Raw genomic sequence first — 22,618 nt, forward strand, 5'->3', positions numbered from 1 at the left:
GCCAAGGCCCGGACTGACGGATCACGCCAGTCCGGGCCTTACGCGTGTCCGGGGTGGTTTGCTGCCCGTCAGCGGAGATCGGCCCTGATGACCTTCCCTGTCGCCGGCGGGGGACCGGCGGGCGGTTCGGGGCCCGTCATGGGCGGCAGCACGTCCGTCGTCGCGTACAGGGTGTTGCCCCGGATCTCAACGTCGGCAGGCTGGTTGACCGTCAGGAAATCCGAACGGTCACCGTCCCGGCCGACGAACTTCAGGATCTGTCCGCCGAACAGTGACGCCACGTAGACGTCGCCATTGTTCGCGATGGCAAGGCCCGTGGGGCTGAGGATCTCATCCGCCCACACCTTCACGCGGCCGTTCCATGGGTTGATCCGGAACACGGCACCGCGGGCGCCGAGCGCGGCGCTTTCCGGGCCGCCGGGCAGCGACGTCACATACAGCCACCCGTCCTGCCCGATCTCCACATCGGTGGGAACAGGTTCAAAGGCGTACTCGTGGCCCACTACGCAGGCGGGGACTCCCAGGCCACCCTCCGACTCAGGCTTGTCTGCACCTTCCGGAACGACCGCCGGCCGTGGCGGCAGGACGGCCAGCGTGGAAACGTCGCCTGATCGCAGGTCCACCTCAAGGATGGCGTTCATGCCGGCGTCTGCCACATAGGCGGTGTTGCCCTGCACGGCGAGCGCGTAGGGATGGGAGTCGACAGTACCGGTGTAGCGCGCCGGGGCGGGGAAGTCCTTGGGCCACTGTTGCAGGCAGGCGTCACCGACGTTGTCATCGAGCCCGTACTGCTGGTCGCCGTCAGGGTTGTTCTCCCGCTCGTAGTCGGCGAAGCCGGCGACCTCCCTGACCTTGCCGTTCGGACCGATGGCCTTCAGGTATCCCTCAAGCTGATCCGGCTTGCCCAGGCCTGCGCCCTTGCTTTCCAGGAAGAATGTGGTGGCGCCGCGGGTGTCCACCCCTGCCACGTCCCATCCCTGCCCGGGGTTGGTGTACACGTCCTCAATGTCACCGCCGCGGCTGACGCGGCTGAGCTTGCCGGCAAAGTCCTGGCTCACGTAGAGGGACTTTGCTGTTCCAACTGCCAGGTGGAGCGGGGTGACCAGGCCCGAGGCCACCTCCTGGGGTTTGACATCGTCCCTGCCTTTGTCCGATGCCGCCGCCGGGCCTGCGGGGGCGAACGCCATGGCGGCAGCCACCAGGCCGATAATAGTGATTCTCTTGTTCATTGGGTTCTCCGGGTGCATGCCCTTGGCGGGCCGGATACGAAGCCTCGCTGGAGGCAAAAAATGCGGATTCCCCCGGCGCAAGGATATGCCCGGGTTGACGTCCTGTCATCGGTGATTTCCCCCCTAACAGGCCCCCGGATCCATCCCCTATCCGGCGGCAGACTGGCTAGGATCTGACTATGACCACGGCACCGGACAACAACAGCCCCGCGGGGTACCTCCAGCAGGCAGTGGGCCTGGCAACACGGAACGTCGCCGAGGGCGGCGGCCCCTTCGGTGCGGTGGTGGTGATGCCCGACGGGCGGGTCTTCGAAGGCGTCAACCGGGTGACCCGTGACAATGACCCCACTGCCCACGCCGAAGTGGTGGCTATCCGTGCCGCGGCCGCCGGAACATCCAACTTCAACCTGGACGGGGCGGTCCTCTATGCCAGCTGCGAGCCCTGTCCGCTCTGCCTGGCCTCGGCGCTGTGGGCACGGATTGGCCGTGTGTATTTCGCAGCGGACCGGCACGGCGCCGCGGCGGCAGGTTTCGACGACGCCCTGTTCTACGAATACTTCGCCGGCACGCGCGCGGACCTGATGCCGGTCATCTGCAGCGACTTCCCGGCGTCGGACGCACCTTTCCAGGCGTGGGGCGCCCAGCAGGACAGGACGGAGTACTGACATGGAAAGCACCCTTATGGCCTGTCCCTCGTGCGGAAAGACCAACAGGATCCCGTCGCGGGCCGGCGGACGGCCCCGCTGCGGCCACTGCAAGGCAGCACTGCCCTGGATCGTGGCCGCCGGCGACGCCGATTTCGGCCCCGTCGCCGAGCAGTCGCCGGTGCCCGTGCTGGTGGACTTCTGGGCCGACTGGTGCGGGCCGTGCCGGATGGTCAGCCCGGTCCTGGACACACTGGCCAGGGAACGGGCCGGAGCCATCAAACTCGTCAAAGTTGATGTGGACGCTTCCCCCGCCCTGTCCCGCCGGTTCGATGTCCAGGCCATCCCCACCCTGATGGTGCTGGTGGACGGCAAGGTTGCCGCACGCCAGGCCGGCGCCGCCCCGGCCGCTGCGCTCCGGTCCTGGCTGGACGGGGCGTTGGCCGGGTCAGGGCGCTAACCGGCCCCCTGTCGCCAGGAGTTATCCGGCCGTGCCGCCCGCGGGTGCACGCGCCGGCAGGCGGGACAGCCCGTCCAGCAGGTCCTGCTTCCGGCCGCAGAGCGCGATCCTGACCCAGCCCTCGCCGATGGAGCCGAACGCGGTGCCAGGGGCGAGCGCCACGCCGGCGTCGGCCAGGAACCGGCGAACCCAGGCCCGGACATCGCCGCCGCTAACGTGCGACACGTCGGCCCACAGGTAGAAGGCCCCCTGTGCCTGCAGGTAGGGAATGTCCTTGCTGTCGAGCACGGCGGAGGCGGCGTCCCGGTTCTCCCGGTAATGCCGGTGCGCCGTTTCCACATAGTCCTGCGGGCCGGTGAGGGCGGCGAGCGCCGCATACTGCGAGGGTGCCGCCACGCACGAAACGATCGACTCCATCACGTTGTCCATCTGCTGCTGCAATCCCGGCGGGCAGATCAGCGCGCCGATCCGCAGCCCCGTCAACCCGTAGGTCTTGGACAGCGTCAACGAGGTGAACACGCGCGCCTCGGCCGGTGTGCCGCCGTCGAACCGCGCCGGACTGACATGCGGCACATCGTAGGTGAACGCTTCGTAGCACTCGTCCGAAATGACCCACAGGTTGTGCCTGCGCGCCAGGTCCATCAGGTCACGGACAGTCTCCTCGCCCAGGACGGCCCCCAACGGGTTGGACGGGGAATTCAGGACCAGGACACGGGTCCTGGCCGTGATGAGCGCTTCGATGTCCCGGGTGCGGGGCTGGAACCCGTTCTCCGGCAACAGCGGGTAGCCAACCGGAACCGCGCCCAGCAGCCGGCTGGTCATCGCGAACGTGGGGTAACCCGGGTTGGGGATGAGGATCTCATCACCGGGGGACAGCAACAGGCTCATCGCGAAGTGCAGCCCCTGCTGGGCGCCGGAGACCACGTACACCCGGTCAGCGCCGACGTCCACGCCCTGCTCTTCCCGGAAACGCGCAGCGAAGGCCTCCCGGAGGCCGGGGATCCCGGCGTTGGGCGTGTAGTTCGTCTCATCCCTGTCCAGGCACGCCATGCCGGCGTCCAGGACGTGGCGGGGGAGTGCGAAACCCGGCTCACCGATGCTGAGGACCAGGGCGTTGGGAGTGCGCCAGGCGGCCTCGGTGATCTCCCGGATCTGGTTGACGGGCACGTCGCGGACATGGGCGGCAAGCTCAGGCATGCCTGCCATCCTAGCCGGGAGCAGCCCCTCCCACCCGGCGCCTTGGCGGCGGGGCCGCGGGACGGCGCCGGGGCCCGCGGCGGCACCCATATACTGGTAGGCGTGCTTTCTGGACTGGTGATAGTGGACAAGCCGCAGGGATGGACCAGCCATGATGTGGTTGGCCGGATGCGGCGCATCGCAGGGACCCGGAAAGTAGGGCACGCGGGGACGCTCGATCCCATGGCCACCGGCGTCCTGGTGCTCGGCATCAACAAGGCCACCCGCCTGCTCACCTACATTGTGGGAACGTCCAAGACCTACACCGCCACCATCCGCCTGGGCCAGTCCACGGTGACGGACGACGCCGAAGGGGACGTGGTTGCCACCGCCGGCACCTCCGCGGTGCCGGACCAGGACATCCACGACGGCGTCGCGGCCCTCACCGGCGCCATCCAGCAGGTGCCCAGCAGCGTCAGCGCCATCAAGGTCAACGGCGAACGCGCCTACGCGAGGGTCCGCTCCGGCGAGGACGTGAAGCTGGCCGCACGCCCGGTGACCATCCACCGCTTCGACATCCACAGCATCCGCCGCGACGCGGCCGCGGACGTCATTGACCTCGACGTCACCGTGGAATGCTCCTCCGGAACCTATATCCGTGCCCTGGCCCGGGACCTGGGGAACGCGCTCGGCGTCGGCGGACACCTCACCGAACTCCGCCGCACCAAGGTCGGCCCCTACTCGCTGGACCAGGCACGCACCCTGGAGCAGCTTGCCGGGGACCTGGACGTCCTGGAGATGTCACAGGCGGCCCGTGCGCTCATGCCCAACCGTGAACTGACCGCCGCGGAAACCACGGAAATCTCCTACGGCCGCAGGATCCCGGCCGGGGCCCCCGCGGGCAGCCCGGACGCCGCCACCGCAGAGCACCCCGCCGCCGCGTTCGCCCCCGACGGGAACCTGGTGGCCCTGCTCGCGGACAGCGGCAATTATGCCAAGCCCGTCCTGGTCTTCGCCCCGGGCAACGGCGCCCCCGCAGCAGCCGGGGAGGCCTGAGTGGACGGGTTCTTCTACCTCATCCTTGCCGTGGGCCTGATCTCCACGGTCATCTGCGCCGCCGCAGGCATCATGAAGAAAGCCCCCAACGACGCCACCCTGCTGTCCGTCGTGGCGGTGGAGGCAGCACTGGTGGTCTACCTGGTGGGATCGATCATCCGGGTCATCGCCGGAGAATCCATTGCCGGTGAAGCCTGGGAGTTCTGGGGCTACCTTGTCACCGCCATGCTCCTGCCCCCTGCCGCCGTCTATTGGTCCATCCTGGAACGGACCCGGTGGAGCAACTTTGTCCTGGCCGCCGTCGGCGTGACCGCCCTGGTGATGGCCGCCCGCATGAACCAGATCTGGTACTGAAGTGGAAGAAGCACGCAACGTGAAAAACCAGCACGCCCAGCCGGCAGCGGCGCCCGGAAACACCCGCAACACCGGGCCGGGCCGGCTGTTGATTGCGGTGTACGCCATTTTCGCCATCTCCGCCACGGCCCGCGCCGGCTACCAGATCCTCACCAAGTTCTCTGAGGCGCCGGCAGCCTACCTGCTGTCCGCCTTCGCTGCCCTGGTATACGCCGTGGCCACCGTCTCCCTGGCGAAGGCGGGGAAAACCTGGTTCAAGGTTTCCGTCGCCGCTGTCCTGGTTGAGCTGGTGGGCGTCCTGGTGGTCGGAGCCCTCAGCATCTTCGACTCCGTGGCGTTTCCGCATGAAACCGTGTGGTCCCTGTTCGGCCGCGGCTACGGCTTCATCCCGCTGGTGCTGCCCGTCCTGGGCCTGGTGTGGCTGTACCGGCGCAGGCCGTCCCGGTGAAAACCGGCCCCGGGAATGCGGGTACCCTTGAAGAGTTCCGCGGCCCTGATGGCTGCGGATTACTGATGCTGCAGGCAGTTTAAGGCGAGGTAGATGGTCCACATCTGGAACGATCCGTCCGAAGTCCCGGAGGACTTCGGCCCATCAGTTGTCACTTTCGGCAACTTCGACGGCGTTCACCGCGGGCACCAGCAGGTGCTCTCGCAGCTCATCCGCTCCGCCAGGCTCACCCACTCCAAAGCCGTCGCCGTCACCTTCGACCCCCACCCGGCCGTGATCCACCGCCCCGAGAGCGCCCCCCGCCTCATCATGGGACTCGAGGACAAGCTCGAAGCCCTCGGCGAACTGGGCCTGGACGGCATCCTGGTGGTCAAGTACTCCCTCGACCTGGCCAGCCTCACTGCCGAAGAATTCGTGCAGCAGTACCTGGTGGACTGCCTGCATGCCAGCCACGTCGTCATCGGGCACGACGCCCGCTTCGGCCGCGGCAACTCCGGCGACCTGGACACCATGAAGGAGCTGGGCGCGAAGTTCAACTTCGACGTCCAGGTCATCAGCGAATTCGGTTCCGAAGGCTACCCCCTGCACGACGACGACGGCACGGACCGCCGCTGCTCGTCCACCTGGGTGCGCGAGGCGCTGCAGGAAGGCGACGTTGCCACTGCCGCCGCCGTCCTGGGCCGGCCGCACCGCATGCGCGGTGAAGTGGTCCACGGGGCAGCCCGCGGACGCGCCCTCGGATTCCCCACCGCCAACCTTGCCGCCACCTCGACCGGCCTGATCCCGGCCGACGGCATCTACGCGGGATGGCTGGTGGACCAGGCGGGCAAACGCTGGCCGGCCGCCATTTCCGTCGGCTCCAATCCCACGTTCGACGGCGTGAGCCGGCAGGTTGAAGCGCACGTCATCGACCGGCCCAAGGAAGCCGTGGAGGACTTCGATCTGTACGGCCAGACAGTCATTGTCGAATTCGTGGCCAGGCTGCGGGGCATGGTGGCTTACCGTGGGCCTGAAGCACTGGTTGACCAGATGAAACTGGACGTGGTCCAGGCGCACGGGCTGCTGGCCCGGCGCTAGGGCCATCCCCTCGAAGCAGGCGAAAGGCAGGACGTGTCCGTCGAGAAGAACACCCGGAAGCTGGACAAGGGGATTGTCCGCGACTTCAGCTCCCGGATGAGCTACGGCTCCTACCTGCAGCTTCCCACCCTGCTCAGCGCCCAGCAGCCGGTCAGTGAACCGGAGCACCACGACGAGCTGCTGTTCATCATCCAGCACCAGACCACGGAGCTGTGGCTGAAGCTGGTGCTGCACGAGCTCCGCAGCGCCGCGGCCTGGCTCCGCGCGGACGATCTCGGCTCCGCGCTGAAGGGAATCGCCAGGGTCAAGCACATCCAGAAGACCCTCACTGAACAGTGGTCCGTGCTGGCCACGCTCACGCCCACCGAGTATTCGCAGTTCCGCGGGTTCCTGGGCAACTCCTCCGGCTTCCAGTCCGCCCAGTACCGTGCCGTGGAATTCGTGCTGGGCAACAAGAACCGCAAGATGCTGCCGGTCTTCGAATCAGACCCGGAAGCCCACGCAATGCTGGAGGAACTCCTGGCGGCGCCCAGCATCTACGACGAATTCCTCGCCTACCTCTCGCGGCAGGGCTTCGACGTGCCGGCTTCCGTCCTCACCCGGGACGTCACGCGCGCCCACGAATTCACGCCTGCGCTGGTCCCGCTCTTCAAATACATCTACGAGCACGCAGCCGACAACTGGGGCGCCTACGAGGCCTGCGAGGAACTCGTCGACCTGGAGGACAACTTCCAGCTCTGGCGTTTCCGGCACCTGCGCACCGTGCAGCGGACCATCGGCATGAAGACCGGCACCGGCGGATCCAGCGGAGTGACCTTCCTGCAAAAAGCGCTGGAACTGACGTTTTTCCCGGAGCTGTTCGCGGTCAGGACGGAGATCGGACAATGAGCATCGACCACCAGCACACCGGTGCGGACCAGGCACTCCGGCAGCGGGCCGACGGGCTCGATGCGCAGGATCCGCTGGCGCATTACCGCGACCACTTCATCGGCACCGACACCCCCCTGTCCTACCTCGACGGGAACTCCCTCGGCAGGCCGCTGAAGCGCACCGCGGACGACATCGCCGCGTTCATCCGGGACGAATGGGGCGGCCGCCTGATCCGCGGATGGGACGAAAAGTGGCTGGGCCTGCCCCAGGCCATCGGTGACCAGCTTGGCCGCGCCGTCCTGGGGGCGGCACCCGGGCAGACCATCATCGCCGACTCCACCACAGTGGTCCTGTACAAGCTCATCCGGGCCGCGCTGGCGGCCGTGGCCGATCCCGACCGGAACGAACTCGTCCTGGACACCGAAAACTTCCCCACGGACCGGTACCTGGTCGAGGGCATCGCCTTGGAGGAAGGGCTGACCCTGCGGTGGATCGAAACGGATCCCGCGGCCGGGGTGACCGTGGAGCAGGTCCGGGCGGCAACCGGGCCGCGCACCGCCGTCGTACTCCTCAGCCAGATCGCCTACCGCTCCGGGCACCTCGCGGACCTTGCCGGGATCACCAAAGCAGTGCACGACGCCGGTGCGCTGGTGGTCTGGGACCTCTGCCACTCCGCGGGGTCCGTGGAGATCAACCTGGACGGCGCGGATGTGGACTTCGCCGCGGGATGCACCTACAAGTACCTCAACGGCGGCCCGGGCTCACCGGCTTTCGCGTACGTCAACCAACGGCACCTAGCATCACTGAACCAGCCCATCTGGGGATGGATGGGACGCAAGGACGCCTTCGACATGGCGGCCGGCTATGAGCCTGCCCCGGGCATCCGCGGGTTCCTCAGCGGCACCCCGGCGATCTTCGGCATGCTGGCCATGCAGGGCACCCTGGACCTGATCGAGGAAGCCTCCATGGCGGCCATCCGGACCAAGTCGGAGATGCTGACCGCGTTCGCCGTCGAGGTTTTCGACGCCTGGCTCGCTCCACTGGGCGCCCGGCTGGCCTCGCCCCGGAAACCGGGGGAGCGCGGCAGCCACATCACCGTGGACCACCCGGACTTCACCAAGGCCACCGTCGAAGACCTGTGGGACGGGGATGTCATCCCGGACTTCCGCGCCCCGCACGGCATCAGGGTGGGACTCTCGCCGTTGAGCACCAGCTTCGGCGAAGTGCTCCAGGGCATGGCCGCGATCCGGGACCGTCTGCAGGGCTGACAGGCCAGGCGGCCCGCGCCGCCGCATTCTGTTTCGACAGGTTAGGTCCGGGCCGGTAAACTGGACGACGGATCCGGCTGCAGTCCGTGGCGGCTGGGTCCTGTTGCCTGCATCCCATCCCCGGTTCAACCGGTCCCGGCTGCGGCGGCAGACCCGGCAGTGAGTTTCTGACCGGGCCCTCACGGCACATCCCAAGGAGTAAACGTGGCACTTGACGCCGCTGTAAAGCAGTCCATCATCAAGGAATACGCAACCGCCGAAGGCGACACCGGTTCACCCGAGGTCCAGGTTGCCGTCCTGACCCAGCGGATCAAGGATCTGACTGAGCACATGAAGGAGCACAAGCACGACTTCCACACCCAGCGCGGTCTGCTGGCCATGGTTGGTCGTCGCAAGCGTATGCTGAGCTACCTCAAGAAGACCGACATCGCCCGCTACCGTTCGCTCATCGAGCGCCTCGGCCTGCGCCGCTAGTCTGACTTTGGGGCGGCCCTTTCCTTCACGGATCGGGCCGCCTTCTTCACACAAAACTCAACAGGAGGATCAACCGCATCACGCATTCGCGGTCCTCGGTAGTGATCCCCGGGAACGGCTTCTTTGGTGAAGCCGCCGGCCCGTGGGTCTCGATCGATGACCGGGTGCAGGGCCAGTAGACAGATGCTGGGCTGGGTTGATGCGGCTGGACTTCCGTGAAACAGAAACGGAGGTGACTCTCTTGGAGGGTCCCGAAATCCAGTTCTCAGAAGCCGTTATTGACAATGGCCGCTTCGGCAAGCGCGTAATCCGCTTTGAAACCGGCCGCCTCGCCAAGCAGGCAGCCGGCGCGGCCATGGTGTACATCGACGATGACACCGCGCTGCTGTCCGCCACCACCGCCGGCAAGCACCCGCGCGAAGGCTTCGACTTCTTCCCGCTGACGGTCGACGTCGAAGAGCGCATGTACGCTGCCGGCCGCATCCCGGGCTCGTTCTTCCGCCGTGAAGGCCGCCCGTCCACCGAAGCCATCCTGGCCTGCCGCCTGATGGACCGCCCGCTGCGCCCCGCCTTCATCAAGGGCCTGCGCAACGAAGTCCAGATCGTGGTGACCGTCCTGGCCATCAACCCCGACGAGCTCTACGACGTGGTGGCCATCAACGCCTCCTCCATGTCCACCCAGCTCTCCGGCCTGCCGTTCTCGGGCCCCATCGGCGGCGTCCGCGTTGCCCTGGTCGCCGACGAAAACGGCTCCCAGTGGGTTGCTTTCCCCAAGCATTCCCAGCTGGAAAACTCCGTGTTCAACATGGTGGTTGCAGGCCGGGTTGCCGGTGACGACGTCGCCATCATGATGGTGGAAGCCGAAGCCACGGACAACTCCTGGAACCTCATCAAGGAACAGGGCGCCACCGCCCCCACCGAAGAGGTTGTGGCCGAGGGCCTCGAGGCCGCCAAGCCGTTCATCAAGGCACTGTGCGACGCCCAGGCCGACCTGGCCGCCCGCGCCGCCAAGCCCACGGTCGAGTTCCCGGTCTTCCTTGACTACGAGGACGACGTGTACGCAGCAGTGGAAGCCGCTGCCACGGAGAAGCTGACCGCTGTTTTCCAGATCGCCGACAAGCAGGAGCGCGACAACGCCTCCGACGCCCTGAAGGACGAGGTCCTTGCCGGACTGGCCGACCAATTCGAAGGCCGCGAGAAAGAACTGTCCGCAGCATTCCGCTCGGTCACCAAGCAGGTTGTGCGCCAGCGCATCCTCAAGGACCAGGTCCGCATCGACGGCCGTGGCCTGACGGACATCCGCCAGCTCACCGCCGAGGTCGAGGTCCTGCCCCGCGTCCACGGTTCGGCCATCTTCGAGCGCGGCGAAACCCAGATCATGGGTGTCACCACGCTGAACATGCTCAAGATGGAGCAGCAGATCGACTCGCTGTCGCCGGTGAAAACCAAGCGCTACATGCACAACTACAACTTCCCGCCGTACTCCACCGGTGAAACCGGCCGCGTCGGCTCCCCGAAGCGCCGCGAAATCGGCCACGGTGCCCTGGCCGAGCGCGCACTCGTCCCGGTCCTGCCGTCCCGCGAGGAATTCCCCTACGCCATCCGCCAGGTTTCCGAAGCCCTCGGTTCCAACGGTTCAACGTCCATGGGTTCCGTCTGCGCCTCGACCCTGTCCATGCTGAACGCCGGTGTGCCCCTGAAGGCCGCCGTCGCAGGCATCGCCATGGGCCTGGTCTCCGACCAGGTTGACGGCCAGACCCGCTACGCCGCCCTGACGGACATCCTCGGCGCCGAAGACGCCTTCGGCGACATGGACTTCAAGGTTGCCGGTACCTCCGAGTTCGTCACCGCCATCCAGCTCGACACCAAGCTCGACGGCATCCCCGCCTCGGTCCTGGCGGCTGCGCTGAAGCAGGCACGCGAAGCCCGCCTGCACATCCTGGACGTCATCAACTCGGCCATCGACACCCCGGACGAGCTCTCCGAGTTCGCACCGCGCGTCATCGCCGTGAAGATCCCCGTCGACAAGATCGGTGAAGTCATCGGCCCCAAGGGCAAGATGATCAACCAGATCCAGGAAGACACCGGCGCCGACATCTCCATCGAGGACGACGGCACGGTCTACATTGGCGCCACCAACGGCCCGTCTGCCGAGGCAGCACGCTCCGCCATCAACGCCATCGCGAACCCGCAGGTTCCGGAAGTCGGTGAACGCTACCTGGGTACGGTCGTCAAGACCACCACCTTCGGTGCCTTCGTGTCGCTGACTCCGGGCAAGGACGGCCTCCTGCACATCTCCGAACTCCGCAAGCTCGCCAACGGCAAGCGCGTGGACAACGTGGATGACGTCGTCTCCGTGGGCCAGAAGGTCCAGGTCGAGATCACCAAGATCGATGACCGCGGCAAGCTGTCCCTGGCCCCGGTTGTGGCCGAGGAAGAAGGCGCCGGCGACACCGAGCGTGCCCACGCCTCTGAGCCTGCCGAAGGCGCCGACGCGTAGCAACTGCGCCCTCGCGTACACGTGAATAAATCGGCGGGGCCGGTGGATGATCCACCGGCCCCGCCGCTGTTACGATGGCAGCCAGATCCCGGCTGCCCTGTGAAAGGCATCAATGACTGTTGTTCCCCTGCCGCTTGAGCAGAACCACCGCGGCGACACCCTGGTCCACGGTTCCGACGGCGGCTCCGAAGTCAGGCGCTCGGTGCTTCCCGGGGGAGTGCGGGTGCTGACTGAAGCGATGCCCGGGCAGCGGTCGGCCACTATCGGTTTCTGGGTCGGCGTCGGCTCGCGCGACGAGGCGCCCGGGCAGCATGGTTCCACCCACTTCCTTGAGCACCTGCTGTTCAAAGGCACCAAGCGGCGTACAGCCCTCGAAATCGCCTCTGCCTTCGACGAGGTGGGCGGCGAATCCAACGCGGCGACGGCGAAGGAAAGCACCTGCTACTTCGCCCGCGTCCTGGACACGGACCTGCCCATGGCCATCGACGTTATCGCTGACATGATTACGGGGGCCGTCCTCGACCCCGACGAGATGGAGCAGGAACGCGACGTCATCCTCGAGGAAATCGCCATGGACAGCGACGACCCCACCGACGTCGCCCACGAACACTTCGTCGCAGCCGTCCTGGGCAGCCACCCCTTGGGCCGGCCCATTGGCGGTACCCCCGCCGCGATCAAGGCCGTTGCCCGGGACTCGGTCTGGGAACACTACCGCCGCTACTACAAGCCGGACGAGCTGGTGATCACCGCCGCCGGAGGCCTGGAGCACGACGTCGTCTGCGGGCTGGTCGTGGACGCTTTGGAATCCGCCGGCTGGGACCTGGAAACGAATGCGGCGCCGGTGGAGCGGCGTTCTACTGAACGCGCACTGATTACCGGTACCGCCGGGCTGCAGGTGGTCAAGCGCGCCGTTGAACAGGCCAACATCATCATGGGTTGCCCCACGATTGTGGCCACCGATGATCGCCGCTACGTCATGAGTGTCCTGAACGCCGTCCTCGGCGGGGGGATGTCCTCCCGGCTTTTCCAGGAGATCCGGGAGAAGCGCGGGCTGGTGTACTCCACCTACTCCTTTGCTTCTTCCTACGCTGACGCCGGCTACTTCGGCATGTACGCGGGCTGCACCCCGTCCAAGGTGCGGCAGGTCCTTGAGCTCTTGGGCATCGAGCTGGACAAACTCGCTGAGCACGGCATTACGGACGAGGAACTGCGCAAAGCCGTGGGGCAACTGTCTGGCGGTATCGTCCTGGCGCTGGAGGACACCGGGTCCCGGATGTCACGCTTGGGCCGTGCCGAACTCGTCTCCGGCGAATACCAGGACATCGACGAGACGTTGCGGCTCATCAAGTCCGTTACCGCGGAGCAGGTCCAGGAATTGGCGGCCGAGCTTGCTGCCGCGCCCCGGACCGTGACCGTCGTTGGTCCGTTCGAGGAAACGGAGACCTTCGGCCTCTGACCCGGCCTGGCACCGGGTGGGCCCAGGAGCAGGCTCGAACCCGGGCCGGCGCCGGGTGGGCCCAGGAGCTGACAGAGCCATCCCGCCGGCCGGCGCCCTCAGTGCTGTCCTGAGTGCTGTCCTGAGTGCTGTCTTGAGTGCTTCGCCGGATGCCCACGGCGGACTACGATAAAGCCATCCGACACACCGCCGTGTGGTGAGGGGTGGAAGGCGTGGCAGCAAGCGGTCAGGGCCAGGACAGCGCGCAGGTACCGCTGCGGCCCGCCCACGGGGCGATTCATCCGGCCTTGGACAGGCTCCTGGGTTCCTGGCAGGGCACCACGGAGCTTGCTGCCGGACCGTGGGGCCCCGCCCGCACCGTGGACGCCGAGGTGACGTACCGCCGCGTGGCCGGAGGATTCGCTGTGGTGCAGAGCTACAGGCATCGTGAACCCGACGGCTCCCACTACGAGGGCCATGGTGTGTTCACCCTCGATCCCGACCACCGGGACGTGTTCTGGTACTACGTGGACAGCACCGGTACCGTGCCTGACACTCCCACGCGGTGCACCTGGCATGACGGAGTGCTGAGGGTAGAGCGCCGCGGAGCCGCGGGCTGGACACGGCACAGCATCCGGCTGGCAGATGGTGATACACCAGCGCACAGCGAAGGATCCCGGGCCGTGCCGGTTCCGGAAACCGTGCTCCTGCATGTCACCGAGCTGGGGTCCGCGCCCCGGCCGGGCACCGGTGAACCGGGGAAGGCCCTCGCGAACGGAAAAAATCCGGCCTTCGTCCCGTTCATGACGTCCACCTTCCGTCGGGTTTGACCGCACCGTCCAGACAGGCTGGCTGCACTGCTGCCCCGCCTCCCGGTTCATCGGATCAATGGCCCACCCTAGAACCACCGTGCCCGGGAAATGACGGCATCCCAGGCATTTCGGACATCAGCGGCCACCCAAAGCATCAAGCCTGCGGTGACCCACGTGGTGCAGCGTAGAAGGCCTCCCACACGGGGTCGTCCAGGTATGGTCGGTGGGACCCGGCCAGCTCTTCTTCGGGAGGTTCGTCATCACCGGGTGAATTCAGGGGGAGGTAGTCCGGGAAGCTGACCAGACCGGAAAGGACCCGTTGCTCCAGGGACTCCGTAGCCTTCAGCTCGTCAGCCCCTCCCGCAGCAGGGAGGGTTTCAGGCTGTGCGGCGCTCTCACCGTGCATGTTGGGAACACATGGCGTTCCGGGTGGCCAGTGGGGTGGTTGTGGGTCGGGGTGTTGGGCTGGGTAGTGGCGGCCTGTGAGGTCCAGCCGGGTGGTTCGGTTGTGGTGGCGGGTGTGGGGGTCCAACCGCTGTTGTGCTTGAGCCTGTGGTGCTTGGGGCAGAGTTGTGCCAGGTTGCTGACGCCGGTTGTTCCGTGGTGGTGCCAGGCGGTGAGGTGGTCGGTGTCGTTGTCGGTGCTGGGGTTGGTGCAGCCGGGGAAGGTGCAGTGTCCGTCGCGCATCCGGATCCAGCGTTTCATTGCTTCGGTGAGCCGGTAGCTGGTCCGGCCGATCTCCAGGGGTGCACCGTCGCGGGGGTCGACGAGGACCCGGTAGAACGAGCTGGCCCCGTTGGCGACGAGTTGACGGGCCATGGCGGCGGGGATGGGCCCGTACCCGTCCAGGTCGGCTGGCTCGTCGGTGCTGCCCAGCATGGTGAATATCGGGATGGTGACCAGGACGTCGGCCTTGGGGGCGGGGATCCTGCTGAGCTCAACGGCATAAGGGTCGGTGCCCTGGATGCCCGTGCCCTGAATGCCGGTGCCGTGCGTGCCGGTGCCGTGGGCGTCTGCTGTTTTGCCTGGTTCTTGGCCGTCGTCGTGCCGGGCCGGGTCAGCGGTACCGGTGTGGGCGCCGAGCAGGAGCGCTGCGGCGACGTCCGGGCGGAGTTGGCTGAGGGTGCGGGTCTCGTCGGGTCCCTGCAGGCCGCGGGCGATGGCTGTGGTTTTGTTCCAGATGGCGCAGGCGGTGTCCCCGGGCAGGTGAAGGTTGATCCATGCCATCCCGTCGGCGTCCGGGCGGTATTCCATCCGCCGGTCCGCCACACACTTGATATGCCGTTCCTGGACGGAGTCGGGATAGGTGCGTTCGCGCCAGGACCGCACTTTCCCGCGGAACTGGGACGGGACGAGGTCCCCGGGCTCCGACCCCCGGGCACGGTGGGGTGCGTCCGGGTCGAAGAAATGCGCCACCAACGCCTCAGCACTCTCGGGGGCGAGGCAGTCCGTTTCGTCGGCCACAATTACAGCATGCCGCCAGGACATCGCCCCCGCCGCCAGCGCACCCGCGACCGCCGGCATCGCGCAGACTTTCCGGGACTGGCTGATGAACGCTGCCGCGGCACCCTCAGCGATGGTCAGGACCCCGGCGACCTCCGCCACCGTGGACATCTCCACGAACGCCCGCTCCGACCCGGTGGCCTCCGGCGGCGTCATCGCTTCTGCTAATTCCGCGTACTCTGCAGCGTCACGTGCCTTGCCGGCCGCGACTTGGGCTTCCAGCCGGCTCCACACCGCCAACCGCTCCAACCGCAGCTCCGACTTCCGCTCCAGAACATCAACTGCTTCCCCGGGTACGGCATCAAGGCCAACCCGCTCCAGGTCCGCATCCGTCAAAAAGAGCGCATTCAGCGCGGCAACGGCAGCCCGAAGACCCTCCTTCACCGCCACCGAGTCCGCCACGTTTCCCATAACCACAGTCTGCCGCGAGGGTCCGACAATGAAAGGTGCAGCGGGAGGGGCTACCCTCCGGCGAACGGGGGCAGGACGTCCACCACGTCGTCGGCACCCAACACCGTGGCGTGGTCGCGGACGGCAACCTCGTTCAGCAGGAAGCTGCTGCGTGCAAGGATCGTGGCCAGCCGGGGCGTGCCCGCCGGAGGGTCCTCACGCGGCACGGCCAGCACCGCCTCCAGCAGGTCCGCCACGGTTGCCCCGGCAGGGAGATCGAACTTTTCCTCGTCGAAACCTGCAGCGGCGCGCGCGGCAGCGAAGTAACGTACATGCATTCCGGTCAGCCCCCGATGGCGCTCATGCTGCGGTCCGGCTGGACGAAGTCCGGAGCGTCCAGTCCCACGTGGTCCATGCCGTGGGCTTTTGGCTTAATCCACATCGCGTCCTGCCAGCGTTGCGCCAAGGCGTCGTCGTCGGCGCCGGAGCGCAGGAGTCCCAGCAGGTCGTACTCCTCCCGGGAGAAGAGGCAACTCATGATCTTGCCTTCAGCGGTGATCCGGGTGCGGCGGCAGTCCGCGCAGAACGGCTCGGTGACCGAGGCGATGATCCCCACGGTTCCCAGGACGGGGCCGTGCGCGGACGGGTCGCTGGAAGCACCCGGCCCCGCCACCCGGCGTCGTACTTCGAAGCGTTCCGCGGGGGCACCATCGCGTTCACGGGGATCGGGGCTCAGGAAGAAATCGGTGGACAGGATGCCGCGGATCTCGGCTGCGGTGATCATGTTGCGGCGGGTCCAGCCGTGGTCGGCGTCAAGCGGCATCTGCTCGATGAAACGGAGTTCGTATCCGCGGTCCAACGCCCAGGCCAGCAGCGAGGGCGCTTCGGAGTCGTTGATGCCGCGCATCAGGACGGCGTTGAGCTTCACGGGTCCCAGCCCGGCAGCCCAGGCGGCGTCCACGCCGTCCAGGACCTGGTTCAGGAACGGGCGGCGGGTCAGCTGGGTGAACGTCTCCTCGTGCAGCGAATCGAGTGAGACGTTGATGCGGGTCAGGCCGGCTTCTTTCAGCGCAGCGGCCTTCCGGGCCAACCCCACCGCATTGGTGGTCATGGAGATGGGCAGGTCCGGGTGGTTGCTGCGCAACGCGGCGATGATGTCCACCAGGTCGTGGCGTACCAGCGGCTCGCCGCCGGTCAGCCGCAGCTCGCGCACGCCCAGGTGCTCCACGCCGATCCGTACAATCCGAACGATCTCCTCCGCCGTCATGACAGCCTGTTTGGCCAGCCATTCCAGGCCCTCGGCGGGCATGCAGTAGGTGCAGCGGAGGTTGCACTTGTCGGTCAGGGAAAGCCGCATGTCGGTGGCCCTGCGTCCGTAGCGGTCCACCAGGCCCCCCGGGGCGTCCACCGGACGGCGGGACGGTACGGACGGAACCGCCGCGCCCGCTTCTTCGCGGGGCTGCGGCATGCCTAGCTGGACACTCATAAATTCAGGCTACGCCACGATGGGCTCCTCATCACACCCGTGACGGCGCACGTCCCCGGCGGGCAGGAATTCCCGGTGCACAGCGCTGCTGCGGCACGGGCGAAATTATGCTTGAAGGGTGAACACCCGCCGGCCACCGCAGGACGCGCACGACGGCGGCACCCGCCACGCCGGGACCGCCCCAGTACCAGCGCCCGCGCCCGGGCACGGGCCGGATAAGGCGCCGAAAACCTCCTCCGACGCCGCCGGCGGACCGCCCGAAGACGCCGGACCGGCAGGCGCGCAGTCCCCACCCAACGCCAACGCCTGGCCGGCTGCCGCTACAGGAGTGGTGGCCGCGGCCGGCGGGGTCACCGCCGGAGAACTGCTGGCCGCGGTGTGGAGCCCGTCGTTGTCACCGCTGACGGCGGCGGGCGGGGCCGTCATCGATGCCGTCCCGCCGGGGGTGAAGGACTGGGCGGTGTCGCTGTTCGGTACGGCGGACAAAATCGCCCTCCTGGTGGGCATGGCACTGGTCATTGCCGCGCTGGCAGCCCTGGCCGGCGTGGTGGAACGCCGGCGGCCGTTTGCCGGCCTGGCGGTCATCGCGGTGTTCGGGGTGGCCGGAGTGGCAGCAGTTGGCGGCCGCGCCCAGGCCACGGCCGTGGCCTTTGCCCTGCCGGTCGCCGCAGCGGCCGTGGCGGCCCTGCCGCTGAGCCTGCTGGTCCGGAAACTGCGGGCGTGGGAGGACGGGACACCTGAACCCGGCCAGGGCGGGGCACGGCGCAGCTTCCTCCGCCACCTGGCCGGGAGCGCCGCAGCAGTGCTCATCGGGGGAGTCCTTGCCGGATTGTGGCGCGGTACCGTGCTGCGCGTCAGTGAAGCCCGTGCGCGGGTGGTGCTGCCGCCGCCCGCCGATCCCGCTCCGCCCATCCCTGCCGGTGCCGAGGCGGGGGTGGCGGGGATGCCTCCGCTGGTCACCCCGGCCAGCGACTTCTACCGGATCGACACCGCCCTTATCCCTCCGGCCCTCGATCCCGCTACCTGGGTCCTGAGGGTCACCGGCATGGTGGAGAGGACGGTCGAACTGACCCTCGCGGACCTCCTGGCCAAACCCCTGGCCGAACGCCATGTCACCATCGCCTGCGTGTCCAATCCCGTAGGCGGGGACCTGATCGGCACTGCCCGCTGGCTGGGCTGGCCGGTGCGCGACCTCCTTGCGCTGGCGGGGCCGGCCAGGGACGCCGACATGGTCCTTTCCACCAGCGCGGACGGCTGGACGGCCGGCACGCCGCTGGAAGTGCTCACGGACAGCCGGGACGCGCTGCTGGCCGTCGGCATGAACGGCGCCCCGCTGCCGCTCGAGCACGGGTTCCCCGTGCGGCTGGTGGTGCCCGGACTTTACGGCTACGTCTCTGCCACCAAGTGGGTCACCGAACTGAAAGTGACCAGGTTTGCGGAGGACCAGGCCTATTGGACGGGCCGGGGCTGGTCCGACCACGGACCCATCAAGCTGTCCTCCCGGATCGACGTCCCCCGCAGCGGCCGCCCGGTCAACGCCGGAGCGGTGACGTTCGGGGGAGTCGCCTGGGCGCAGCACACCGGCATCATGGCAGTGGAGCTCCGCGTCAACAGGGGCAGGTGGCAGGCCGCCGAGCTGTCCCCGGGAATCTCCACCGACACCTGGTACCAGTGGAAGCTCACCCTGGACCTCACCCCCGGGCAGTACGAAGTGCAGGTGCGGGCCACCGACCTCACGGGCCGGCCGCAGGTGGAGGATGTCCGGCCTGTGGTCCCCGACGGGGCCACCGGATTCCACACGGTTAGAGTGGACGTGAAATCCTGACGGCCGCAACCTAAGGCGGATCCATGACCACTGCCCACCCCCTTCGGGCCGGCACGGCCCACCAGTCCCGTTCCGTTGCCGGCCACCTGGCGGCGGTCACCGCCCTCCTGGCACCGCTGGCCGCAGAGTCCCGCGCCGAGGTCCTTCCGCTGCGTGCGGCCTTGGGGAGGGCGCTCGTGCACGACATCGTGGCGCCGGTCAGCCTGCCGCCGTTCGCCAATTCGCAGATGGACGGTTATGCCGTCCGTTCCGCGGACCTGCACGACGGCGGCACGGACCTTCGCGTTGCGCCCCCGGTACCTGCGGGGTCGAGGCCGCCCGCGCTGCTGACCGGGACTGCGGCGCCCATCATGACCGGTGCGATGCTGCCTGACGGCGCGGACGCCGTCGTCCCTATTGAACGCGCTGTGCCGGACAGCTTCCCCGCGGCCGGCAGCGAGGCCAGCGTCACCCTGCCGGCCGTCCCGGCGGGAACCTTCGTCCGGCCGGCGGGCAGCGACATCGTCGCCGGCGGGCGCGCCCTTGCGGCCCGGACCCACCTCGGTCCCGCCCAGCTGGGGCTCCTGGCCGCGCTCGGACGCGCGGACGTCGAGGTCTTCAAGGCCGTCACGGTCCTCCTGGTCACCACGGGCGACGAGGTGGTGGAACCCGGCCGGGAACTGCCGGACGGCAAGATCTATGACGCCAACGGCACGCTCCTCGAGGCCGCCATGGCGGAGGCCGGCATCGACGTCCGGCGCACCGGAATTTCCACCGACGAGCCCGGGGAACTGCGGAAGCTGCTGCGGGCCACATCCACGGAAGCGGACCTCATCGTCACCACGGGCGGCGTCAGCAAGGGCGCCTACGAAGTGGTCCGGCAGGCGATGGAGGACCAGCCGGTGGACTTCCTGCATGTGGCCATGCAGCCGGGCGGGCCGCAGGGGATCGGCACGTTCGACGGCGTCCCCTTCCTGGGGTTCCCCGGCAATCCGGTGAGCTGCCTGGTGTCCTTCGAAATGTTCCTCCGGCCCGCGCTCTCGGCACTGCTGGGTGCTCCCGCCCCCAGGGCACCCCTCCGCGCCAGGCTTGGCCACGGGCTGACCTCCCCGGAACGCAAGCACCAGGTCCGCCGCGGCAACCTGCAGCCGGACGGCACGGTGCGGCTCGAAGGCGGCGAGGGTTCGCACCTGGTCCACGCGCTGGCCGGCTCCAACGCCCTGGTCCACGTCCCCGAGGGCGTAACGGAACTCGCGGCAGGGGACGAGGTGGAAGTATGGATGCTGTGAATGCAGAACAGACCCCTGCCGCACTGACGCACCTGCGCCGGGACGGCAGCGCGCAGATGGTGGACGTGTCCGCCAAGGCAGAGACCACCCGCGAAGCAATTGCCACCGCCACCGTGCGGACCACGGCGGAGGTGATGGGCCTCCTGGGCACGGGCGGGCTCCCCAAGGGTGATGCCCTGGCCGTGGCCCGGGTGGCCGGCATCATGGCCGCCAAAAAGACTCCCGAGCTGATTCCGCTGTGCCATCCCCTGCCGCTCTCCAAAGTCACGGTGGACTTCGACCTGGAAGCCGAGTCCGTGGCAGTCCTGGCCACGGTGAAGACGAGGGGCGTCACCGGCGTGGAGATGGAGGCCCTGACGGCGGCTTCCGTGGCCGCCCTCAGCGTGTACGACATGATCAAGGCGGTGGACAAGCACGCCGTCCTGACCGACATCAAGGTGCTGGCCAAGAGCGGCGGCAAGAGCGGGGACTGGGCACTGTGACACCGCAGGGCAGCCACGGAGCTGCGCAGGCATTCGGCGCAGCGGAACCGCACCGGCACGGCGACGTCCAGGGCAGGAAGGCCGGCGTGGTGATTGCCTCCACCAGGGCAGCGGCCGGCATCTATGAGGATGAGACCGGGCCCGTCATCACGGACTGGCTCACCGAACACGGCTTCGAGGTGTTCCCGGCAATGGTGGTCCCCGACGGCGAGCCCGTGGGCGCCGCGATCCGTGCCCTCCTGACCCAGCATCCCACCGTCGTCATCACCAGCGGCGGCACCGGCCTGAACCCGGACGACCGGACCCCCGAGGTCACCCGGCCCCTGCTGGACCGTGAAATTCCCGGCATCATGGAAGCGATCCGGCACGCCGGCGCGGCCAAAACGCCGCTGGCGGCACTGAGCCGTGGACATGCCGGCGCGGCGGGAAAGACCTTCATTATTAACCTGCCCGGCTCACCCAAAGGGGTCATGGACGGACTCTCCGTCCTCGACCCGGTGATCGGGCACCTCTGCGACCAGTTGGAAGGGAACCATGGGCACTGAAGCATTCGAGGTGGTATCCGCCGTCCTCAGCCCGGAACCGATTTCCGTAGACCAGGCGATCGCCGCAGTGGAAAGCGACACCGCCGGCGCGGTGGTCAGCTTCAGCGGAGTGGTCCGCAACCACGACGGCGGCAAGCCGGTGGACCGCCTCAGCTATAGTGCGCACCCCACGGCGCACCAGGTGATGGCCGACGTCGTGGCCCGGCTGGTTGCCGAGCAGAACGCCGGCGGTGCGGACGGGGAAGCGGAGGCGAAGCCTGTCCGCATCTGGGCAGCCCACCGCATCGGCATGCTGCAGATCGGCGATCCCGCGCTGGTGTGCGCCGTCTCCGCAGCCCACCGCGGACAGGCGTTCGCCGTCTGTGCCGAACTCGTGGACCGCATCAAGGAACAGGTCCCCATCTGGAAGGAACAGTTCTTCTCGGACGGAACCGTGGAGTGGGTGGGCGCCGGCGGCTGATGCCGGCCTGCGAAGGGTTCCTGCGAGGTAACGCACACGGCCCGGTTCAGGACCTTCCGGGGCCCGACGGTAGGGTTAACGCCATGACCGAACAACACTCCGAACCCAAGCTTGTCGCCGTCCTCGGCGCCAACGGCCGCATGGGCGCCGAAGCCGTCAAAGCCGTTGAAGCCGCACCCGACATGAAGCTCGTGGCAGCCCTGGGACGGGGTGATTCCCTGGACCAGGTGACGGCCGCCGGGGCCCAGTACCTCGTGGACCTGACCGTTCCCGACAGCACCGAAGCCAACGTCCGCTTCGCCGTCGAGAACAACATCCACGCCATCGTCGGCACCACCGGGTGGGACGCCGGGCGCCTGTCCGCTCTTGAAGCCCTGCTGGCCGCGCACCCCGGAACCGGCGTGCTGATCGCGCCAAACTTCGCCGTGGGATCGGTGCTGGCTTCGGCCTTCGCCGCCAAGGCCGCCCGGTACTTCGAATCAGTGGAAGTCATCGAACTCCACCACCCGGACAAGGTGGACGCCCCGTCCGGCACCGCCGTCCGCACCGCGCAGCTCATCGCCGCGGAACGTGAAGCGGCCGGCGTCCCGGCAAGCCCGGACGCCACCACCAGCGAACTTGCCGGCGCGCGGGGCTGCGAGGTTGACGGTGTCCGCGTGCACAGCGTGCGCCTCCGCGGCCTGGTGGCCCACCAGGAAGTGCTGCTGGGCGGTTCCGGCGAGCAGCTGACCATCCGGCACGACTCCTTTGACCGCGCCTCGTTCATGCCCGGCGTCCTGATCGGCATCCGCAACGTGGATGCGCATCCCGGCCTCACCGTGGGCCTGGACGGCTACCTGGACCTGGGTTTCTAGCC

Annotated in this window: 22 protein-coding genes and 1 pseudogene; 18 read left to right on the top strand and 5 right to left on the bottom strand. The window is 68.0% G+C overall.

Going from position 1 to position 22,618, the window contains the following annotated elements:
• Positions 1-68: 68 nt before the first annotated feature.
• Complete coding sequence (locus AS031_RS15965; RefSeq protein WP_058269150.1) at positions 69-1,229, bottom strand: ScyD/ScyE family protein; 1,161 nt, start codon at positions 1,227-1,229, stop codon at positions 69-71.
• 179 nt (positions 1,230-1,408) lie between these two features.
• Between AS031_RS15965 and AS031_RS15970 the strand changes: the two genes are divergently transcribed.
• Positions 1,409-1,894 carry a nucleoside deaminase gene (locus AS031_RS15970; protein ID WP_058269151.1) on the top strand — a complete coding sequence of 162 codons (486 nt, stop codon included), beginning with the start codon at positions 1,409-1,411 and terminating at the stop codon, positions 1,892-1,894.
• A 1-nt stretch (position 1,895) separates the two neighbouring features.
• Complete coding sequence (gene trxA / locus AS031_RS15975) at positions 1,896-2,333, top strand: thioredoxin (protein ID WP_058269152.1); 438 nt, start codon at positions 1,896-1,898, stop codon at positions 2,331-2,333.
• Positions 2,334-2,354: 21 nt separating this feature from the next.
• On the opposite strand, the gene AS031_RS15980 is transcribed toward trxA, so the two are convergent.
• A complete protein-coding gene (locus tag AS031_RS15980; RefSeq protein WP_176716561.1) occupies positions 2,355-3,530 on the bottom strand; it encodes a pyridoxal phosphate-dependent aminotransferase in 1,176 nt (391 codons plus the stop codon).
• 102 nt (positions 3,531-3,632) lie between these two features.
• Here AS031_RS15980 and truB point away from each other — a divergent pair, with 102 nt between their 5' ends.
• The 10 genes from truB (at position 3,633) to AS031_RS16030 (ending at position 13,821) form a co-directional block, all read left to right on the top strand.
• Positions 3,633-4,565, top strand: coding sequence for a tRNA pseudouridine(55) synthase TruB (gene truB / locus AS031_RS15985; RefSeq protein WP_074447002.1), 933 nt, complete (start codon positions 3,633-3,635; stop codon positions 4,563-4,565).
• Positions 4,566-4,919 carry a hypothetical protein gene (locus AS031_RS15990; RefSeq protein WP_058269155.1) on the top strand — a complete coding sequence of 118 codons (354 nt, stop codon included), beginning with the start codon at positions 4,566-4,568 and terminating at the stop codon, positions 4,917-4,919. It abuts the gene before it with no gap.
• Positions 4,920-4,938: 19 nt separating this feature from the next.
• A complete protein-coding gene (locus AS031_RS15995; protein WP_228379655.1) occupies positions 4,939-5,367 on the top strand; it encodes a hypothetical protein in 429 nt (142 codons plus the stop codon).
• A gap of 93 nt (positions 5,368-5,460) precedes the next feature.
• On the top strand, positions 5,461-6,444 hold the full coding sequence (locus AS031_RS16000; RefSeq protein ID WP_058269157.1) for a bifunctional riboflavin kinase/FAD synthetase: 984 nt from the start codon (positions 5,461-5,463) through the stop codon (positions 6,442-6,444).
• 33 nt (positions 6,445-6,477) lie between these two features.
• Complete coding sequence (kynA, locus tag AS031_RS16005) at positions 6,478-7,332, top strand: tryptophan 2,3-dioxygenase (RefSeq protein WP_058269158.1); 855 nt, start codon at positions 6,478-6,480, stop codon at positions 7,330-7,332.
• Positions 7,329-8,582 carry a kynureninase gene (locus tag AS031_RS16010; RefSeq protein ID WP_058269159.1) on the top strand — a complete coding sequence of 418 codons (1,254 nt, stop codon included), beginning with the start codon at positions 7,329-7,331 and terminating at the stop codon, positions 8,580-8,582. The genes kynA and AS031_RS16010 overlap by 4 nt, the downstream gene beginning before the upstream one ends.
• A gap of 204 nt (positions 8,583-8,786) precedes the next feature.
• Complete coding sequence (gene rpsO, locus AS031_RS16015; protein WP_009372966.1) at positions 8,787-9,056, top strand: 30S ribosomal protein S15; 270 nt, start codon at positions 8,787-8,789, stop codon at positions 9,054-9,056.
• Between the two features lie 241 nt (positions 9,057-9,297).
• Positions 9,298-11,556: a polyribonucleotide nucleotidyltransferase gene (locus AS031_RS16020; protein ID WP_058269219.1), complete on the top strand. Its 2,259-nt coding sequence runs from the start codon at positions 9,298-9,300 to the stop codon at positions 11,554-11,556.
• A 112-nt stretch (positions 11,557-11,668) separates the two neighbouring features.
• Positions 11,669-13,012 (top strand): M16 family metallopeptidase, encoded by a 1,344-nt coding sequence (locus AS031_RS16025; RefSeq protein WP_058269160.1) that lies wholly within the window; start codon positions 11,669-11,671, stop codon positions 13,010-13,012.
• Between the two features lie 212 nt (positions 13,013-13,224).
• Complete coding sequence (locus AS031_RS16030; protein ID WP_228379656.1) at positions 13,225-13,821, top strand: DUF1579 family protein; 597 nt, start codon at positions 13,225-13,227, stop codon at positions 13,819-13,821.
• A 136-nt stretch (positions 13,822-13,957) separates the two neighbouring features.
• On the opposite strand, the pseudogene AS031_RS16035 reads toward AS031_RS16030, so the two are convergent.
• From AS031_RS16035 to moaA, 3 genes and pseudogenes are all read right to left on the bottom strand, one after another.
• Positions 13,958-15,717, bottom strand: a pseudogene (locus AS031_RS16035) (DUF222 domain-containing protein).
• 50 nt (positions 15,718-15,767) lie between these two features.
• Positions 15,768-16,034, bottom strand: a complete 267-nt coding sequence (locus tag AS031_RS16040) for a MoaD/ThiS family protein (RefSeq protein ID WP_058269161.1) — start codon at positions 16,032-16,034, stop codon at positions 15,768-15,770.
• Between the two features lie 5 nt (positions 16,035-16,039).
• The gene (gene moaA, locus AS031_RS16045) at positions 16,040-17,182 is read right to left on the bottom strand and encodes a GTP 3',8-cyclase MoaA (RefSeq protein ID WP_176716562.1); all 1,143 of its coding nucleotides are present in this window, start codon (positions 17,180-17,182) and stop codon (positions 16,040-16,042) included.
• Positions 17,183-17,510: 328 nt separating this feature from the next.
• Between moaA and AS031_RS16050 the strand changes: the two genes are divergently transcribed.
• The 6 genes from AS031_RS16050 to dapB all read left to right on the top strand — a co-directional run bounded on the left by AS031_RS16050 (position 17,511) and on the right by dapB (position 22,616).
• Positions 17,511-19,007 (top strand): molybdopterin-dependent oxidoreductase, encoded by a 1,497-nt coding sequence (locus AS031_RS16050; RefSeq protein WP_371325993.1) that lies wholly within the window; start codon positions 17,511-17,513, stop codon positions 19,005-19,007.
• 23 nt (positions 19,008-19,030) lie between these two features.
• Positions 19,031-20,275, top strand: a complete 1,245-nt coding sequence (locus AS031_RS16055; RefSeq protein WP_058269164.1) for a molybdopterin molybdotransferase MoeA — start codon at positions 19,031-19,033, stop codon at positions 20,273-20,275.
• The gene (gene moaC, locus AS031_RS16060; protein ID WP_058269165.1) at positions 20,263-20,757 is read left to right on the top strand and encodes a cyclic pyranopterin monophosphate synthase MoaC; all 495 of its coding nucleotides are present in this window, start codon (positions 20,263-20,265) and stop codon (positions 20,755-20,757) included. The genes AS031_RS16055 and moaC overlap by 13 nt, the downstream gene beginning before the upstream one ends.
• Positions 20,754-21,302 carry a MogA/MoaB family molybdenum cofactor biosynthesis protein gene (locus AS031_RS16065; protein ID WP_058269166.1) on the top strand — a complete coding sequence of 183 codons (549 nt, stop codon included), beginning with the start codon at positions 20,754-20,756 and terminating at the stop codon, positions 21,300-21,302. The genes moaC and AS031_RS16065 overlap by 4 nt, the downstream gene beginning before the upstream one ends.
• Positions 21,292-21,762: a molybdenum cofactor biosynthesis protein MoaE gene (locus tag AS031_RS16070; protein ID WP_058269167.1), complete on the top strand. Its 471-nt coding sequence runs from the start codon at positions 21,292-21,294 to the stop codon at positions 21,760-21,762. The genes AS031_RS16065 and AS031_RS16070 overlap by 11 nt, the downstream gene beginning before the upstream one ends.
• Before the next feature lie 83 nt (positions 21,763-21,845).
• Positions 21,846-22,616: a 4-hydroxy-tetrahydrodipicolinate reductase gene (dapB, locus tag AS031_RS16075; protein ID WP_058269168.1), complete on the top strand. Its 771-nt coding sequence runs from the start codon at positions 21,846-21,848 to the stop codon at positions 22,614-22,616.
• Positions 22,617-22,618: the final 2 nt, after the last annotated feature.

It is taken from the genome of Pseudarthrobacter enclensis, assembly GCF_001457025.1.
Classification (GTDB): Bacteria; Actinomycetota; Actinomycetes; order Actinomycetales; family Micrococcaceae; genus Arthrobacter; species Arthrobacter enclensis.